The 18,093-nt window shown below is 64.0% G+C and carries 15 protein-coding genes; 8 read left to right on the top strand and 7 right to left on the bottom strand.

Going from position 1 to position 18,093, the window contains the following annotated elements:
- Positions 1-179: 179 nt before the first annotated feature.
- The 3 genes from ACORQU_RS07065 to ACORQU_RS07055 all read right to left on the bottom strand — a co-directional run bounded on the left by ACORQU_RS07065 (position 180) and on the right by ACORQU_RS07055 (position 3,833).
- Positions 180-2,492 carry an ATP-binding protein gene (locus ACORQU_RS07065; RefSeq protein WP_491644154.1) on the bottom strand — a complete coding sequence of 771 codons (2,313 nt, stop codon included), beginning with the start codon at positions 2,490-2,492 and terminating at the stop codon, positions 180-182.
- A gap of 94 nt (positions 2,493-2,586) precedes the next feature.
- On the bottom strand, positions 2,587-3,417 hold the full coding sequence (locus ACORQU_RS07060; protein WP_491644152.1) for a restriction endonuclease: 831 nt from the start codon (positions 3,415-3,417) through the stop codon (positions 2,587-2,589).
- A gap of 167 nt (positions 3,418-3,584) precedes the next feature.
- Entirely contained in the window at positions 3,585-3,833 is a 249-nt protein-coding gene (locus tag ACORQU_RS07055; protein WP_491644150.1) for a helix-turn-helix domain-containing protein, read from the bottom strand.
- A 111-nt stretch (positions 3,834-3,944) separates the two neighbouring features.
- On the opposite strand from ACORQU_RS07055, the gene ACORQU_RS07050 reads away from it, so the two are divergent.
- A complete protein-coding gene (locus ACORQU_RS07050; RefSeq protein ID WP_491644149.1) occupies positions 3,945-4,250 on the top strand; it encodes a hypothetical protein in 306 nt (101 codons plus the stop codon).
- 297 nt (positions 4,251-4,547) lie between these two features.
- On the opposite strand, the gene ACORQU_RS07045 is transcribed toward ACORQU_RS07050, so the two are convergent.
- Positions 4,548-5,480, bottom strand: a complete 933-nt coding sequence (locus ACORQU_RS07045; protein WP_491644147.1) for a LysR family transcriptional regulator — start codon at positions 5,478-5,480, stop codon at positions 4,548-4,550.
- Positions 5,481-5,598: 118 nt separating this feature from the next.
- Between ACORQU_RS07045 and ACORQU_RS07040 the strand changes: the two genes are divergently transcribed.
- The 4 genes from ACORQU_RS07040 to ACORQU_RS07025 all read left to right on the top strand — a co-directional run bounded on the left by ACORQU_RS07040 (position 5,599) and on the right by ACORQU_RS07025 (position 10,111).
- The gene (locus ACORQU_RS07040; protein WP_491644146.1) at positions 5,599-6,315 is read left to right on the top strand and encodes an SDR family oxidoreductase; all 717 of its coding nucleotides are present in this window, start codon (positions 5,599-5,601) and stop codon (positions 6,313-6,315) included.
- Positions 6,316-6,478: 163 nt separating this feature from the next.
- A complete protein-coding gene (locus ACORQU_RS07035) occupies positions 6,479-7,450 on the top strand; it encodes an amidohydrolase family protein (protein WP_491644144.1) in 972 nt (323 codons plus the stop codon).
- Positions 7,451-8,026: 576 nt separating this feature from the next.
- The gene (locus ACORQU_RS07030) at positions 8,027-8,869 is read left to right on the top strand and encodes an endo alpha-1,4 polygalactosaminidase (protein WP_491644142.1); all 843 of its coding nucleotides are present in this window, start codon (positions 8,027-8,029) and stop codon (positions 8,867-8,869) included.
- A gap of 360 nt (positions 8,870-9,229) precedes the next feature.
- Entirely contained in the window at positions 9,230-10,111 is an 882-nt protein-coding gene (locus tag ACORQU_RS07025) for an MBL fold metallo-hydrolase (RefSeq protein WP_491644141.1), read from the top strand.
- A gap of 142 nt (positions 10,112-10,253) precedes the next feature.
- Here the strand turns inward: ACORQU_RS07025 and ACORQU_RS07020 are convergent, their stop codons facing one another.
- Positions 10,254-11,057, bottom strand: coding sequence for a DUF1206 domain-containing protein (locus ACORQU_RS07020; protein ID WP_491644139.1), 804 nt, complete (start codon positions 11,055-11,057; stop codon positions 10,254-10,256).
- Positions 11,058-11,266: 209 nt separating this feature from the next.
- The gene (locus tag ACORQU_RS07015) at positions 11,267-12,025 is read right to left on the bottom strand and encodes an SDR family oxidoreductase (RefSeq protein WP_491644137.1); all 759 of its coding nucleotides are present in this window, start codon (positions 12,023-12,025) and stop codon (positions 11,267-11,269) included.
- A gap of 97 nt (positions 12,026-12,122) precedes the next feature.
- Here ACORQU_RS07015 and ACORQU_RS07010 point away from each other — a divergent pair, with 97 nt between their 5' ends.
- The gene (locus ACORQU_RS07010; RefSeq protein ID WP_491644136.1) at positions 12,123-13,031 is read left to right on the top strand and encodes a LysR family transcriptional regulator; all 909 of its coding nucleotides are present in this window, start codon (positions 12,123-12,125) and stop codon (positions 13,029-13,031) included.
- A 377-nt stretch (positions 13,032-13,408) separates the two neighbouring features.
- Positions 13,409-15,010, top strand: coding sequence for an MFS transporter (locus ACORQU_RS07005; RefSeq protein WP_491644134.1), 1,602 nt, complete (start codon positions 13,409-13,411; stop codon positions 15,008-15,010).
- Between the two features lie 636 nt (positions 15,011-15,646).
- On the opposite strand, the gene ACORQU_RS07000 is transcribed toward ACORQU_RS07005, so the two are convergent.
- Complete coding sequence (locus ACORQU_RS07000) at positions 15,647-16,705, bottom strand: LysR family transcriptional regulator (RefSeq protein WP_491644132.1); 1,059 nt, start codon at positions 16,703-16,705, stop codon at positions 15,647-15,649.
- A 215-nt stretch (positions 16,706-16,920) separates the two neighbouring features.
- Here ACORQU_RS07000 and ACORQU_RS06995 point away from each other — a divergent pair, with 215 nt between their 5' ends.
- A complete protein-coding gene (locus ACORQU_RS06995; protein WP_491644130.1) occupies positions 16,921-17,610 on the top strand; it encodes an SDR family NAD(P)-dependent oxidoreductase in 690 nt (229 codons plus the stop codon).
- Positions 17,611-18,093: the final 483 nt, after the last annotated feature.

Genomic DNA, 18,093 nt, shown 5'->3' with positions numbered 1-18,093 from the left:
GGAGGGAATTGGACTCCAAACCCTGGGGCTACTCAAAACCGGAGGGCGTTGCTTATAAGAAAGTGTACTCTGACCCCTGTTTCCCCCCTGCGTGCACTGCCTGCGGCAGTGCACGAACAGATGACGCTGGTGCTGTAAAACGTGGGGATACCTTAGAACCTGACCTCGTTAGTCACACGTCAACTCTCATCGGCGGTTGCGACAAGAACCATCTCGTCGTAGTGCTTCTTGTCTACTTCTTCGAGCCACTGAAAGATGTGGCCAATGACGCTGTGGCTCTCACCAGCCAAGCTTTCTGCCGAATCCTCGGTTATCTCAATTACATCGCTATGTGAATACTTATTGATAAAGCGGTAGATTTTTTCCTTAAGCTCTGGTGTCGTGACGGTGCAGCCTTTCAGGCCGACCTCCATTAATTGACTAATGTCGCTTCGCCGCTTTGGATATTTGAAGGTGAAGAACGATTCAACTAGCTTGCGCGCGAGGTTGGCGGTCAAGAATGCCTCATCTCGATTGAGAGTCGTATGTGCCCTGTATTCATAGAGCTTCTTGAAGATATAGTGGTACTCCGATCCGTAATTCTTCAGAGAGTCGTCGGCATCCACAAGCAGGGAGTGACGAGGGGAGCCAGGTGGCGCATCCAGGCGATAAAAGAAGCAATTCTTGGCCTTGTTTTTGTTAGTTCGGTTCCTGTTAGTGCCAGTAAACCAGTCTCTCACCAGCTTGAAGTAGGTGAAGTTGTGGGTCAGCACGAAAAGCTGCTTAGCTTCAGTGCATTGAGTTCTCAGGAACGAGTAGGCGTGGAAGAGGTGATTGGAGTCAAAACTTGAAACAGGATCGTCTACGACGACAATCGTGTCCTTGATGTTGTTTCCGTTTTCCTTGAGCTTCGTGATGAAGTAAACAAAGGCAATCGCAGTCTTCTCGCCTTCGCTCAAATTCCCATCATGCTCACCCACGCCGTTTCTAATGATCTCATAGCCTTTCTTCTTCTGATTAAAGTTCAGGCAAAGCTCGGATCGGCCGATGAAGCGATGCAAGATGTCATTGAATTCCTTTGCCCCAACCGTTTCGTTTGAGAGCAGCGCCTCTATCGCTCCGATCTCCTGACCAAGCTTTTCAATTTCCTTGTGGTCATTCTTTGCCTCAGCCTCAAGGTCATTGCACTTTTTCTCACTTCCAGCATAGTCGAATTCCTGCACCTCAGCTGCGGCAAAGTGAAGTTCCAATGCCACCTTGCTCTTTGATGTCTCAGATTTGAAGTTTGAAGTCTTATTGTTGTGCCTGCCGACGAGCGCAACAATCGACTTTAGAATGTCATTGAAATTGGTGATATCGCCTTCAAACACATCCGAGATCTGAATGTCTGTCTTCCCAGGGTCCGTGATTTTGGCCCTCAGGGCCTCCCGCCATCCGTCCATTTGCTGGTCGATCTTCTCAGCAGCAGTTGCGTAGTCCTTTTGGAGCTGCTCTGCCTCGGCCGATAGTTCTTTATAAAACTCTGTTGTAGCGGGCAACTGATTGGTTGGGGCGCCTTGAGACTCAATCCAAGTCGCCGCGCTCTGAAGTCGGCTCTGAAACTCGGTGAACTCTTTGCTGAAGTGAGCAGCAAGTGCCTCGGCACGAAGTTGGGTAAACGGAGAGCCGCAGAACTCGCAGGATTGTGAATCGTGGTTCTTATGGATTTTCAGGCCTGTTTGAACCCATTCACGGATGTCCGGGTTATCAGTCAGTCGCTGGATAGCTTGATTGACCGCCGTAGTCCCAATCAAATCTCTGATGCGACCCGCCGCCTTCTTAAAGTAGTCCGGCTCAATGGCCGTTGAGCTGAAAGCAATGCTTGGAAGCTGGTCTGGCTTGGCGGCATTCGTAAGGTCGATAACCTTGTCATCTGGAAGAACTGACTCCGCCTTCGTGATGGCAGCGCCATTATTCTGAATGAAGTTGGAGAGCTTGCGCCGGTCGTAATTCAAGTAATAGCTGTCGCTCGTATCAATCGCCTGAAGGCCAAGCTTCATCTTCTTGGCAGCATTGGTCAGAAATTTCTCCAATGCCTCACGCTGCTTCGTGATATCGCTTTGTTTGTCGTAGTGAGCCTTCTTTTTTGACTGAAGCTCTCCCTTCAGCTTCTCCAGCTTCTGCAAGTCATCAATCTTCTCTTTCGCAATAAGAAGGATGCTTTTTACGGATTTATCCCAATCAATATTCTCATGCACGAAGCGCTGATTGAAAACATGAATATTCAATTGGGACGTATGGAGTGTTGCTTCCGTGATCGTTGATCCGTCCTCTAAAGCGACTGAAAACTGCGCTCCACTAAAGCGAGGGACTATCGAGCGTAGCTCAAAGCAAGAAAATAGATTAGAAAGGGTTGACTTGCCTGTTCCGTTCCAGCCATAGATAAGATTGTATTGGCCGAACTTCTGGATTTTTGTCCCGTTAAAATCGCTGAAGATGCCGAATTGCTTTAGACGATTTATGCCCACGATCATTTTTAGTACCTCCATGCTCTTGCTTTGGCAGCGACTAAAGGGGTCCGACCAACAGGACCAATAGGGTCATGTTCACTTACCCTTACCCTTAACCTTAACCAGCCCCCCGGCACCTCGGAAACTGACTACACCCAAGAAAGCCTTCCCCAGTACGACGATTGGTCCGTCGCACCAACGCACTACCGCAACGCGGGCAGACAGGCGATGTGGTCGATGCCGGCATGACCACCGCAGGCCTAACCACCGGTTCGATCCGCGCCTGCAGTGAGGGCGATACACCACCTTCCCGCTGCACAGCCCGGATCATCTCCAGCAACCGCTCTCCACCGATCATCTCGATCGGCTTGCCCTGAGCAAACCGCTCGGCGTCCTGCGTGTACGACCCGATACAAACGATCCTCACCGCATCGGCCTGATGGTGCGCCAGCAGGCCCGCCATCTCGTGCGCCACGCTGATGCCGACCTGCTGGCGCTTCCACTGTTTGCACTGCACCAGCGTGCGTTGGCCGTTGCGGCGCAGGATCAGGTCGATGCCGCCATCGGTGCCGCCCAGGCCGGCTTCCTCCACGGCGTAGCCCTGGCGGCGGAAGGCTTCGCCCACCAGCGGCTCGAACTGGCGCCAGCCGCCTTGGCGGAGGCTTTCAAGATCGGTGCGCGCATCAAACAGCTTGCGGCGGCGGTGGGCGCAGACGAACGGCGCGGCCGCGCCGATCCAGCAGATCGTCAGCACTAACCACGCCAGCGGCGAGAGCAGGGTGCCCATGCCCTGATTGAAGCCTTGCGTGAGCAGCCCGCCCTGATGACTCATCCACCAGGTAAAGCCGTAGCGCACGCCGCGAAAGCCGATCAGGCCGGCGGCCACACCCAGCGGCCACGGCAAGGCGGCGAATACCTCGATCCCGTTCTGCTTGCGCCTGCGTCCCATGCAAGACCTCCAGTTCCCCGCGCGAACGATAGACCTCGGTGGGCCCGGCTGTCAGCGGTGAACGAGGTTGCCCAGGTGAGTAAAGGGAGCGCCTAAGGCGCTGCGGCTACAGCGAGGCTGCCGTGAGCGATCAAGTGCGGCGCCGCACCAACGAACGCCCCCTGTGGTCAGCCGGCCAGTGCTCGCTCAAACTTTGAAACGAACGCCTTGAGAGAGCTGCCACAAGCGATGCAAAAATCACGCAGTTGCAGCAGATCCATCCGCCGCCCGCCGCGTTCAACATCGCTGACGTAGGACTGGGGACGGCCCAGTGCGGCGCTCAGCCCCGCCTGCGTCAGCCCCGCAGCCAGCCGAAGATCGCGCAGCTGCTGAAGCAGAATTGCGTACTCCGCTTTATGGATCGACTTGGTGGACATGGCGGGGAACGTCGCGCGGGAGCACCGACGCTATATCCCCTTTTCAAATATCCGAAAACCAGATAAATTCGGACTGCGGACACCCCGTCCGCCATGTCGAGGAAGGATGCCGTGACGAGTCCGAAAGCCTTGAGAAAAGCCGCCAAAGCCCAGGCCACTGCCACTGCCACTGCACCGCCGAGCGCGGTCTACCCATTCGGCGCGACGCTGGCGCAGATCGACCGGTTCCATCAGCTGCTGCGCACGATCAGCGCGCATAGCGACATGGTGACCGTCTGCAGTGGCGCGCAGATGGACGATGCCAGCCTGAGCACGCTGGGCGAGAGCATCTTCAACGCGGCCCACGAGGTGCGTGTGCTGGTCGATACGATCTATACGCAGCGGCTGTGCGAGGGCAGCCCATTGGGCAATGGTTAGTGGTCGCGTCGGGCTGGTCGCTCAGGGTTGTTCGCGGGGTGGCGGTTTCGCTCCATGCCGGCTCGTTCCACCGCTGGCGCCTGGCATGGGGCCGCCACGCCTGCGCTGGTGCCAGTTGCCTGTTGCGGCCCCTTTTCCGCCCGCATGCCAGCGGCCGTCCGCCTGCTTGTTAGCGGTGAACCGCGCTGCGGATGAGCTTGGGCATCCGTCGCCGGAAGCTCGGCGCGCCCGGGCGTGGCGGAGTTGTCGTGGTGCGCGCTGGCGGATCGAGATTGCGCGTCTGCACTGATCGATTGATCAGTCGCGCAGGCGCGTCTCCTTGCAGACGGTCAGGACGGTGTCGCGCAGCCAGCGATGGGCGGGGTCTGCATGCAGGCGCGGGTGCCAGATGGCCGAGACCTTGATCGCCGGGGTGCGGACCGGCAGCTCGAAGTACTGCAGGCCCGCGTCGGTGGCGATCTCTTCGGGCGATCCGCTGCCCAGGCTCGAACGCGGAACCAGGCCAATCAGGTCCGAATTGCGCACGATCCGCATGGCGTTGGTGTAGCTGGGCACGACCATGACGACCGTTCTGCGCAGGCCCAGCCAATCCAGGGCATCGTCCACCGGACCTGAAAACTGGCGCTTGCGCGATACGACCACATGCCGATGGCTGGCGTAGCGCTTCGCGGTGATGCCAGGCCTTGCCAGGAGCGGATGTCCGGTCCGGCAGATCCCGACGAACCGGTCCTGCAGCAGCAGCCGCGTCTTCAACTCCGGCGCCTTGGTGCCGATCACCCCGATCTCCAGGTCGATCATGCCGTCGCGTAACGGCTGTGCGTCTTTGTCGAGCTTGGGAACGAAGCGCAGGCGCACGCGCGGCGCGGCCTGGGCGATCGCCGCCATCAGCGAGGCGCCGATCAGGTCGATGAACCCGTCGTTGGCCCGCAGGGTGAAGGTCCGCTCCAGAGTCTTCAGGTCGAGGTCGTTGTTCGCCGGCTGAAGCACGGCGCGTGCACTGCGCGCCAGTTCATGCACCTGCGCGGTCAATTGTTCGGCGTAGGGCGTTGGCACCAGCGTTCTGCCGGCCTGGACGAGCAGTTGATCGCCGGTGGCGAGCCGCAGCCTGGACAGCGTCCTGCTCATGGCCGAGGGGCTCAGGCCCAAACGACGCGCGGCGCGTGTCACGTTGCGCTCGGTCAGCAGCATGTCCAACGCGGTGAGGAGGTTCAGGTCGACGTGCTGGCTCATGAAGGTCCGGGATCAACTGTGCATCAGACGCATTCGATTATTGCATCCCACGCGTCTGGTGCATGCACTGATCCACCCGCAGAATCGATGGCAGACCCATCGTTGAGAGGTGTACGCCATGAACAACGCGAATCAGCTTGAATCCCGCCCGCGCGTCCTGCTCGTCGGGGCGTCGCGTGGCCTGGGCGCGGCGATGTCGGCCGAACTTCTCCGCAGGGGCTGGGACGTCACCGGCACCGTCCGCGGACATGGCAGGACCGAACTGCATGACCTGGCCGATGCCCACGCCGGCCGCGTGGAGATCGAACAGCTCGACGTCACCGATCAGGCGCAGATCGCCGCACTGTGCGAGCGCTTGTCCGGTCGCAGCTTCGACATCCTGTTCGTCAACGCCGGTACCGCGAACACCCACCAGGAAGAAACCATCGCCGAGGTCTCCACCGAGGAATTCACGCGTGTGATGGTCACCAACGCGCTCGCCCCGATGCGCGTCATCGAGGCGTTGCAGGACCTGGTGCCCACGCACGGGCTGATCGGGATCATGTCGTCCGGGCAGGGCAGCATTGCCGATAACGAGAAGGGCGGGCATGAGGTCTATCGCGGCAGCAAGTCCGCCTTGAACCAATACATGCGCAGCTACGCGGCCCGCCACGCAGGGGAATCGCGTGCCATGTTGCTGCTGGCGCCCGGCTGGATCCGGACGTCCCTGGGCGGGCCGGAGGCACCGTTCAGCGTGGAGGAAACCGTCCCCGACATCGTCGACACCCTGCTCTCCAAGCAGGGCAAACCGGGGCTGGAATACCTCGACCGCGTGGGCCGCACCGTGCGTTGGTGACACGGGCAGATGCCGCGCCTGTCAGCGCGGAACGGAGGGTGGTCGCTGGAGCCGCGGTTGCGGACCGTGATGCGCTGCACGGGGGCCGGGCGCTGGCCAAGGCGCCCGGCGCGACCTCCCGCGGCAGAGACCAGGGTGAGCTGAGTAAACGCCAGGAGGTTGTATGAAATTGATCGGCATCGAAGAACACGTGCTGACCCACGACGTCCTCAAGGCCTGGAGCGCGGCAGGCCTAGAGGCCACCGATCCAAGCGTGGCGTTCCATTCCGGCGTGATCGAGGGCCGCCTGCTGGACCTGGGCAAAGGCCGGATCGAATTGATGGATGAAACCGAGCTGGACGTGCAGGTGCTGTCCCTGACCACGCCGGCGCTGCACGATCTCGGAGCGGACAGTGTGGAGCTGGCAAAACACACCAATGACGCGCTGGCGGCGGCTGTTGCCCGTCATCCGACCCGCTTCCAGGCGATGGCGACGCTGCCGATGGCCGTCCCCGAGGCCGCGGCCCGCGAACTGGAGCGCTGCGTCAGGACGCTGGGCTTCAAGGGCGTGCTGTTGTGTGGAAAGGTCGGCGAGCGCCACCTGGACGCTCCTGCCTTCTTTCCGGTCTTCCAGACGGCGGCGGCGCTGGGCGTGCCAGTGTTCCTGCACCCCCGCGTGCCCGCCCCGTCGGTGCGGGATGCTTACTACTCGGGCTTCTCGCCGGAGGTCGATGCGGCGTTGGCCACCTACGGCCTTGGCTGGCATTACGACGCCGGCCTCCAGTTCATCCGCCTGGTCCTTGCCGGGCTGTTCGACCGCTTGCCGAGCCTGCAGGTGATCCTCGGTCATTGGGGCGAACTGGTGCTGTTCTACGCCGAACGCTTGGCCGCGATGGATCGTGTGTCCGGTCTTGAACATCCGATCGCCACGTACCTGCGCAGGAACCTCTATGTCACCGCAAGCGGCATGTTCCTCCCGCACTTCTTGGAGCGTGCCGTGGCCATCGTCGGGGCCGAGCGGCTGCTGTTCTCGACCGACTTTCCCTACCAGTACCGTCCAGGCCATGAGGCGAGGGCCTTTCTGGAGCGCTGCGGGCTCTCCGATCAATGCAAGGCCGGGTTCGCCCACGCCAATTGGACGCGGTTGACCGGCTGAAGCGTCACGCGCACGACAAGGAAGCGGACGCGCTCTTGGCCGCGGGTTGGCTTTACGCAGTGGCGCATGACCAGGCACGGAAGCGTCGCGTCCATCAAGCGACGCAGGGCAATGGTCTTGCGGTCGCTTCGCGTTTTCCGGGTGCTTTGAGCGCTTGCATCTCGGCGGCAGCATCCGGGGCGCGGCCCGAGCGGGCTGACCGGGGAGCGCGCATCGGGCGGCGGTCCGGCAAGGAGTCCCTCTCGCGTGTTCCCTCAGCCCGGGGACGGACGTCGTGATGGTCCATGCCGAGCATGGGGGCGCATGCGAGGGGACAACTGGAGACGTCAGCGCGCCATGACGATGCGTGCCCGAGGGGGTCGACCGGTCGCCTCCGCGCTGTGACAGGTTGCGCTTTCTGGTCGATCAGGCCCTTCTTTTGTCGGTTTAACGTTTCGTTACCTTGCGTGTAGTTTCGTTTTCGCTCTATGTTCGCTGCGCGCGGGCCGGTCGGCCGGCGCGCGTGGACAGGACGCAGGCGCCTTGGGTGGGCCCTGTCCGCCACGCCTTTCGCACATCCCCGGACGGAGCAGGCAGATGAAAAGACATGGCGCGGTACGCAGTTCGTTGGCAACGATGGTGGGCACGGTGGCGTTGTTCACTGCGGGCGTGGGCCTGGCGGTGACGGTGCCCCCGGCCAATGGCAAGTTCGATTACCAGCTGGGCGGGGCGTACACGCCCAAGGCCGACGTGGCCATCGTGGACCGGGACCGCACCGACGCGCCGGCCACGGGCAAGTACAACATCTGCTACATCAACGGCTTCCAGACCCAGCCCGGCGAGACCGCGTGGTGGAAAAAGAACCACCCGGACCTGCTGGTCAAGAAGAACGGCAAGTACCTGGAAGACCCCAACTGGCCGGGCGAGCTGCTGTTCGACACCTCCACGGCGGCCAAGCGCACCGCGCTGATGCAGGTGGTGGGCCCGTGGATCGACGGCTGCGCCGCGGCGGGCTTCAATGCGGTGGAGCCGGACAACCTGGATTCGTGGACGCGCTCGTCGGGTCTGTTGAAGCGGGCCAACAATGTGGCCTTCGCCACGCTGATCGCCGCACGCGCGCACCAGGCCAACCTGGCGGTGGCGCAGAAGAACGCGCCGGAGCTGTCGCTGCAGGGCTATACCAAGATCGGCTTCGACTTCGCCATTGCCGAGGAATGCCAGGTGTGGTCCGAGTGCGAGGACTACACCGATGTCTACGGCAAGCAGGTCTACGAGATCGAATACAACGACGTGACCGAGGACGCCGATGGCAACCCGGTCGATCCGATCAGCTTCTACAACGCGGCTTGCAAGGCCCGCGGCCAGAACATCTCCGTGATCTACCGCGACCGCGCGGTCACCACGAACACCGGCGCCGGCTACGTCTACAAATCCTGCTGAGGCGACGCCGGGCGCGGGGAGGCGCCCGGCCGACCGCCGCCCAGACCTGTGCGGCGGCGGCCGCGCATGCGGTTGGCTGCGCGTCCAAGAGGCGAAGGCCCAGCGCGCCATGTAACAGTTGTAAACGTCTGTGTCGGGCGCGACACCAGCGCCCCGCGCGCCGGCGCCATACTCGCCCGGCCGCCCGCGGCTGGCTGCAATGGCGCTCGGCGGTGCGTGACACCACGACCTTGTGGTGATGCGCGCGCGACCTCTGCAGCTGTGGCCAGCGGGCCGGATCGATGACCCGGTGCCACCGGGTGCGGATCCGCACGCGCCGGACCGTCGGCGCCATCCCCTTGCATGCACAGGAAAACCAACATGGACCTGAGGACCGAATCCAGGGTGTACACGGTGGGCGAGGCGAGCGTCACCCGCATCACCGACCGCGTGCTGGACACGTTGCGAGGCCCGGACATCTTTCCCGACTGGACGCACGAGGCGGTGCGGGACCACGCCCAGCCCATGCGGCCCGAGCACCTCGGCGAAGACGGCGAGCGCCTGCTGATGAGCGTGCATAGCTGGCTGGTGCGCGTGGGCGGCAAGACGGTGCTGGTCGACACCGGGATCGGCAATGGCAAGTCGCGACCGTTCAACCCGATCTTCCACCAACTCAACACCGACTACCTGCGCAGGCTGGCGCATGCCGGTGTGACGCCCGAGGCGGTGGACATGGTGCTGCTGACCCACCTGCACGTGGACCACGTGGGCTGGAACACCATCAATGTCGATGGTGCGTGGGTGCCGACCTTTCCCAACGCACGCTACGTCTATGCGCAGGCCGAAGAGGATTTCTACGCCAGCGACGAAGGCGCGTCGCGCCGAATGGTGTTTGACGACAGCGTGCTGCCGCTGATCGAGGCAGGCCTGGTCCAGCGCATCGGCGATGGCGGCGGCGCGGTCGATGCGCACTTCCACTTCCATCCAACGCCCGGGCACTGCGTGGGCCACATGTCGATCGGGCTGGCGTCGGCGGGTGCGTCGGCGCTGTTCGGCGGCGATGTCATGCACCATCCGCTGCAATTACGGCATCCGGCGTGGAACGCGGTCTTCTGCGCGGAGGCGGAGCAGGCGCGGCGCTCGCGCGCCTGGGCGCTGGCGTACGTGGCCGACACGCGTGGGCTGTATTTCAGCTCGCACTTCGCCGGGACCTCGGTGGTGCAAGCCACGGGGCCGGACCCAGCGCACTGGGCTTTTGTTTGAGCGGTTCGCCGGCTGCGTGGCGGCGCCGTCCCGGCGGGCAAGGCGCCAATGACCTGCATGGTCGTCCGCCATCGGCAGCACCAGCGGCGTGCATGTGCCAGGCCCTGACGCCCGGACGCGTATGGCCGGCTGGCCCTGCGATTCAGGCATTGGTATCGCGATACCGGGCATTGACGAAGCAGTACACGCCATAGGCCACCAGCCCCAGCGCGACCACCAGCAGCAGCCAGGGCCCAAAGGGTTGCTGGGCCAGCGTCGTGAGCGCGCCACCCAGGCCCTTGGCCTCGCTGGGGTCGGTCTGCAGCGCCGCCAGGCACAGGAATCCGCCAATCATCAGGAAGACCAGCCCACGCGCAGAGAGCCCCCAGCGGGCGATGCCCTCGGCCACCCTGAGTTGATGGGCCGGCATGTCCTCGGTATGCCAATGCGCGCGATAGCCGCGTTTGATGGCGCGGCGGAACTGGGCCACGCCCACCAGCGCGATGATGATCCCCACCAGGCCGACGGCGATCAGCCCGCCCGCGTGCTGCATGACCATGGCGGTGCGCTGCGGGGTGCTGGAGGAATCGCTGCCGCTGTGCATCAGCAGGCTGATGCAGCGCCAGGCCAGCGCCGCATAGCTCAGGCCGCTGATGACGAACCCGGCGCGCATCAGCAGGCCCTTGGCGTCGTTGCCCTTGTTTTCCGAATCGAGCACGGCCTGGATCAGCCGCCAGGCGGTGTAGCAGATCAGGCCCACCGCCAGGAACACCAGCAGCGTGGTGCCCATGGGCTGGGCGGCCATGTGGGTGATGGCCTCGGAGGCACCGCCGCGTTGACCGCCCAGGCCGAACGCCGCCATCGCCGCCAGGCCGCCGATCAGCAGGTAGACCACGCCCTTGGCGGTGTAGCCGATCCGGGCAGCCACGGTGACACCGCGCTGCGTGTTCCCACTGGGGTGTTCCATGCCGAGTCCTCTGCGTTGGGGCAGGCGATTGCGCCACTGGCCGTGCCAACGCGCATCACGCTACCGCCCGGCTCGGAAGGTGACGTGATGTGCGGGCCTCGGCACCCCGCGCCGTGCTGAAGGGGCGACATGGACTGCGTGTCCGCGTGGACCGCAGACGCGCGTTGCCGGCTCGATCCAGCCACGCGCGCCGCCGGCGATGCGCGCAGTTACACCTGCGCCTGGCCCCCATCGGCGAACAGCTCCGCACCGTTGACGAAGCTGGCATCGTCGGAGGCGAGGAACACGGCGGCGCGCGCGATCTCGATCGGCTCGCCCACGCGTCCCAACGGCACCTGGGTGGCCAGGAAGTCCAGCAGGCCCTGCTGCTGGGCGGCATCCGGGCCGGCCAGTTCCACCAGCCCGGGCGTACGCGTCGGGCCCGGCGCCAGGATGTTGAAGCGCAGCTTGCGTGCCTTGTCGACTTCGAGGATCCAGTTGCGGACCAAGGCCCGCACCGCTGCCTTGGACGCGCCATAGACGCTGAAGCCCGGCGAGCCGGTGGAACCGGCGGTCGAGCCGGTGAGGATGACCGAGGCGCCCTCGGCCAGGACCGGCAGCAGCGCCTGCACCGTAAACAAAGTGCCCTTGACGTTGCGATCGAAGGTGTCATCGAAGTGCGCTTCGGTGATTTCCCCCAAGGGGACCAGGCTGCCGCCGCCTGCGTTCACGAACAGCACGTCGAGGCGGCCGTGGTCGGCCTTGATGGTCTGCGCCAGATGCGCGAGTTCGCCGAGTTTGGCCGAATCGACCTGGATGCCTTTCGCATTGGCGCCGATCGAGGCCACCGCGGCATCGAGCTGTTCCTTGCGGCGACCGGTGATGTACACCGTGGCCCCTTCGAGGGCGAACTGGCGCGCCGCCTCCAGGCCGATGCCGGTGGTGCCGCCGGTGACCAGGGCGATCTTGTTGTTGAGCTTGAGTGACATGAGGAAAACCTCGACAAGTGGTGGGTGACCAACAAGGTATCGACCCCACACCCTCAACAAAATAGAATCATCTGAAAGCCATCGTTTCAGGAATTTCATGTCCAAGCTTCCCGACTTCGAAGGCCTCGCGCTGTTTGCCAAGGTCGCCGAATGCCGCTCCTTCGCCGCCGCGGCGCGGGAACTGGACCTCTCGGTGCCCACGGTGTCGCGCGGTATCGCCAGGCTCGAGACGCGCCTGGGCGCACGCGTGTTCAATCGGACCTCAAGGCAACTCGCACTGACCGGGTTCGGCCAGGACCTATTGGGTCGGGCGACCCAGCTGTATCGCGATGCCGAAGAGGCCGAGGCCATCGCACGCGACCAATCGGCGTCACCACGTGGCACCGTCCGCCTCGCCGTGCCCATGAGTTTCGGCGTGCGCTGGATCGCGCCCCTGCTGCCCGGCCTGCTCGAACGCTACCCGGAGCTGTCGCTGGACCTGCACCTGTCCGACGCGGTCGTGGATCTGGTCGGGGAGGGCTTCGACGCCGCCCTGCGCATCGCCTCCTTGCCGGATTCGACGCTGGCCGCGCGGCGCCTGTGTCCGGTCTCGCGCTATACGGTGGCCGCACCGAGCTATGTCGCCCGCTACGGCCAGCCCGGTCACCCGCGCGATCTGGATCCGGCGCACTGCCTTGCGTTCGCGCTGCGCGCCGGCGGCGATACCTGGCGTTTCAGCAACGGGCGCAGGAAGGAAACCGTGCATCCCCTGGGCCGCCTGCGAGTGACCAATTCGGAGGCCTTGCTGCCCGTGCTGCTGGCGGGCCAGGCCGTCGCCGCGCTCCCCGAGTTCATCGCCGCCGAATACCTGCGCGACGGGCGGCTCGTGCCACTGCTGACCCAATGGAAGCAGTCGGACGGCGGTCTGTACTTCGTCACCCCCACCACACAGAACCGCCCGGCGAAGGTGGAAGCGGTGGCCCGCTATTTCATCGAGATGTTCGCCGCGCCGCCGTGGCGGCAGTGAGGACAGCGCCAGCAGGGCCCTCGCGGTGCTGACCAGGCAGCGAGGTTCCAGGCGCGGTCTCAGATGGCGGATACGGCACCGTGCACCGGAGCAGCGGGCCGCACTCCGACGTCCATCCCCCGTCACGACTGACCGCCGTACCACAGCATCTTCGTACTCGAAGCAGCTGGGCGCTGGGAGGCCAGGCTCCAGGACAGATGTCCGGGCAGAGTGCCCGACATCCGCTCCGCACCCCCGCTTCAACCAAAGACGCAGGCGCGTTCTGATTGGAACCCGTCGGGGCGATTCCGCTCGATTGCGGGAGGCATAGCGAGCATTGCGCGGCCAAGGTCGGGCGATTCCAGGGTGCTACCATGGCCCCGCACAGGGGAGGCATCATGCGCCGAGTTGGGTCTTCGTTCCATCATCCCATTGCTTTTTGGATGGGATGCGCCTTGATCACGGCGGGTGTTCTCTCGCATGGCCCGATGTTCATGATGGGCCGATATACACATTGGCACATGGTCGGCATGCCGATGACGAGTGGGATGTTGATTGGCATGGCGATCATTCCGCTCGGGCTTGCGCTATCGGCTTACGGCATGTTGCCGCGCCCGCCCAAGGACACGCAGCTGGGCGCCGGCGCGGCGCCACTGAGCTTCCATGTAGCGGATGGGGCATCGCTCAACCGCGAGCATTGGACCCTGGTCACCGTGCTTGTCGTCGCACTTGCCATCGACGTCATGAAGCCCGCTACGCTCGGTTTCGTGATGCCGGGCATGCGCGCCGAATATGGCATGGGGACCTCAGGCGCCAGTCTGCTCGCATTGTTCGCGCTGACCGGCACAACGGTTGGCTCGGTGGTGTGGGGCCGCGTGGCAGACCGCTTTGGTCGGCGCTCCGCGATCCTCTTGTCGGCGCTCATGTTCATCGGCACCGCAATCTGCGGCGCGATGCCTTCATTCCGTTGGAATCTGGCGATGTGCTTCCTGATGGGAGCATCGGCAGGCGGATTGCTGCCCATTACCTTTACCCTCATGGCCGAAGCCGTTCCCGCCCGCCATCGCGGCTGGTTGCTCGTCGCACTGGGCGGACTGGGAACGTCAGGTGGCTACCTGCTGGCGTCCAGCGCGGCAGCGGTCCTGGAGCCGATGTTCAGCTGGCGCGTGCTGTGGCTACTGGGGCTGCCGACCGGCGCGGTAATCATCGCGCTCAATCGCTTCATTCCCGAATCGCCGCGTTTCCTTTGGAGCATGGGCATGCACGCGCAAGCGCGTGCCCTGCTCGCGCGCTTCGCAGGATCCAGCGAACAAGTCGAGCGCGACGACAGCGCACACCCGGCCCCCCCCGTCGTCGAAGAAGGGCATCCGATCGCTGGAACCCGGGATCTGATTCGCGGCCGGCATGCGCTAATTTCATGGAGCCTGTTGGTCGCAGGTACGGCATGGGGGCTGGTGAACTTCGGATTCCTGTTATGGCTTCCGACCAACCTCACCGAGTTGGGCATTGATTCGGCGGCCACCAGCGCGCTGCTCGCCAAGTCGGCGATCTACGCTCTTCCAGGCATCGCGTTGGTCATCTGGCTCTACTACCGCTGGAGCAGCTACAAATCGCTGGTGCTGTTTCTGGGACTTACGTCGGTCTCCTTGCTGGTATTCGCCGTGCTTGCCGCCATGTCCGTATATTCTGCTTTCTTGACCACGGCCGCGATCGCCGCCCTGCTGATCAGCGTGAGCGGCGTGATTGCGATGCTGATTCCCTATGCGGCCGAGATTTATCCGTTGCACCTGCGCGGAACAGGTTCGGGCGTGATTGCGGCTAGTTCCAAGTTCGGCGGTATTCTCGGCGCGGGGCTGGGAATCGTCGGATTCTTCGATCACTTTGCCCTATCAGCGGCGCTTCTCGGCCTTCCCATGGCGGCATCCGCGATCATGCTGGGGCGGAGTGGCGTGGAAACGCGCGAACAAGGGCTCGAGGAAATCCAGGCGCACTTTTCCTGATCTCGCATCGATTCGTTGGCTGGCCAACCGTCGCCCAGTCTGGCTATCCCAAGGTGCGTTGTCGCGGCTTGGCACAAGAACACCGCGCGGGTCTTGACGTTGCTCGCCCTGCCCAACCTGGGACGGCGCGCCGGCAGTTGCAGCCGGCGAAGGGACCCGTGCGCCTGTAAGGCGCAAATTCCGTCAAGGGCGTCAAATCGGGCCCCTTCATCGGCCCTGAGCCGAACCACAGCGCGATCCGGCGCAAATCGAGCATCAGGTGGTGTTGTCCAGATCCCTTTCACGGTCTCAAGCGCATGACAGCTGGTCAGCCCTTATGCCAGGCATATGAAGGTCGAGCTGGTTTTCGCGATCTCCAGTCGCATCCATTACGGTCAAGGCTTGAAAGACCGCCCGGTGCGTCATGGCGCGTGGCTATGGGTCCTGCTGGTTCGACTGCGAGGACACCAGTATCGAGCAATGGCTGCAGCCCGGGTGCGCCACGCGCAAGCCATATTCGGCGATACGGATCGGTAGCGAAGCCTTGGTCAGACCATGGCCGTTGGAGCTGGTATCGCGCCGGCTTGATGGCATGCGATCGCTGCCGCCAGTAGTCTTGGGCCGGATGACGCTGACGGCATGGGAACGTGGGAAACCCTAGAGTCCGATCCCGCTTCCCGAAGCGCGCGTGATCTGCAGGCAGAAGTCCAGGAACGCGCGCACCTTGGCCGGCGGATGCCGACGCGAGGGATAGATCGCATAGAGCGGGAACACCTCGTCCGGCCAGTCAGGGAACAACTCCACCAGCGCTCCGGACGCCAGGAGCGGCTGGAGGCCGAGCGACATCAACTGGGCAATCCCTGCCCCTGCCACGCACGCATTGATCATCGTTCCCACGTCCGTGAGCAGCAGCGTTCCGCGCGTTGCCACCGGCAGGGTCACCCGGCCTTTCTGAAATTCCCAGTCAAAGGGATGGCCGGTCTGCGGATCGCGAAATTGCAGGCAATCATGGGCTTCCAGCTCCTGCGGCGTGGCCGGCCTCCCGCAGCGCTCCAGGTAGGACGGTGCGGCGACGGTGAGGATGCGGGTTTCCAGCAGGCGTCGCGCGACCAGCGATGAACTCGGCTGGGGACCGAACCGGACCGCCACGTCCACGCCATCGGACACCAGATCGCCGATCACCTCGCGGGTCAACACCTCGATGTGCAGGTCCGGATAGCGTTGGCAGAATGCGGGCAGATGCGGCGCCATGACCAACGCCGAGAAGAACGGATCGACCTGCACGCGCAACCGCCCTTCGACACGGTGGGCGGCTCCCGAGGCACGCCCGGCGGCCATCCCGATCGCCTCCAGGTGCGGTATCACCTCCTCATAGAACCGCTGGCCTTCGGAGGTCAGCCGGAGCGAGCGCGTGTTGCGGTCGAACAGGCGGATCCCCACGCTCGCCTCCAGACGGGCGATCGCGCGGCTTACACCCGAAGGCGACATCTCCAGGCGCTCGGCCGTCCTGGCAAAACTCCCCGCTTCGACCACCGCCGCCAGCAGACTCACGCCACCCAGCAATCGACCATCGAACTGCATCACCTCTCCTGGCCAAGACACGCCCGCGGGCGCAACGGTCACGACTTCAGCGCGCTGGCCATCGGCCGACTCGTGCATTCGAGTCAAGAGTCTACTTCCCTGGATTCGCTTCAGTCCCAGGCCAGCGCCCTGCATGATGGCCGCGCCCTGTGACCGCACAGCCCGGCGTAGCGCACCGCCCCGGTGAGCCCCGTGCCGCCGGCCGCCCCTGGAGTCCGTCCCGCTCCGCGCGGGGCGTCACGCATGACACCACGCGTGCCGCGCACGGCGTCTCGGCCGTCCACCCTGGGATCCACACGGCCCTGCCTGATCGGCGCTCCAACCGGCCGCCCCAACCCCGGAGATCTTCCGTGCCCCCCAAGAACACCATCCTCATCATCGGCGCCTCGCGCGGCCTGGGCCTGGCCCTGACTGAAGCGTTCTGCCAGCGCGGCTGGCACGTCATCGCCACCACCCGGGGCCCGTCCGCGGCGCTGGATGAAGTCGCCCAGCGCTTCCCCGCCAGCCTGGAAGCCGAGCGCGTCGACCTTGCAGAGGCCACCAGCGTCCAGGCCCTGCGCGACCGCCTCTCCGGCCGTTCCCTGGACATGCTCTTCGTCAACGCCGGCATCGCCAAGTCGATCACCGCCACCGCGAGCACGGCACCCCAGCAGGACTTCCTGGACATGATGCTCGTCAACGCCTTGGGACCCATGCGCCTGATCGAGCTGTTCGAACCCTTGGTCGCGCCCCACGGGACGATTGCGGCGATGTCCTCCGAGCTTGGCAGCATCACCCAAAACAGCGGCGCCTGGGATCTCTATGCCTCGACCAAGGCCGCGCTCAACATGCTGATGAAGTGCTTCGCCGCGCGGCGCCCCCACGATGGCCGCGCGATGCTCGTGGTCGCCCCGGGCTGGATCAGGACGGACATGGGCGGTGACGAAGCGACCTATTCGATCGAGGAGGCCATTCCGCGCGTGGTCGACACGCTGGAAAAGAACCACGGCCGCCCAGGCCTGCGTTACGTCGATCGCTTCGACGCCACGCTGCCCTGGTAGCGACCGACGGGCATCGGGATCGTTGCTGGATGACCACCTGGATCCGCCGGTGACGCCCGGCGTGGACCGGCGCCATCTCCAGGATGATGCAAGTGCTCGGACGGGGCGACGTGAGATGGTTCAGTGCGCGCCACCGTCGTACCGGCGCGCCGTGCGGATTCGCGCCAACCTGCCCTCGTGATCCCGAGCCTCAGCCCGGGCAAATAAAAACGGCGCCAGGGTGTTGCCACCCGGCGCCGCCGCTGTCCCGCAAGCCGATCAGGCTGGCCGGGGAAAGCCGCTTACTTGTTCTTCTTTTCAGCCTTGGCCGCGCGCTTTTCCTTCAGCGTCTTGGTCGGCTCTTTCTTCTGGGTCTTCTTCTGGTCCATTCCCTTGCTCATGACACCCTCGCGTTCGGCGGTTGGATCGGTCTGGCATCGCCAGGGCCCTGGCGTGCGCGGCTAATGTACGCCTGGTGCGGTGCGTGGTGTCAGGGCCAACGCG

Source organism: Pseudoxanthomonas sp. JC1303 (genome assembly GCF_058448525.1).
The sequence above is the reverse complement of the archived record's forward strand: the minus strand, read 5'-3'. Positions and strand labels throughout refer to the sequence as shown.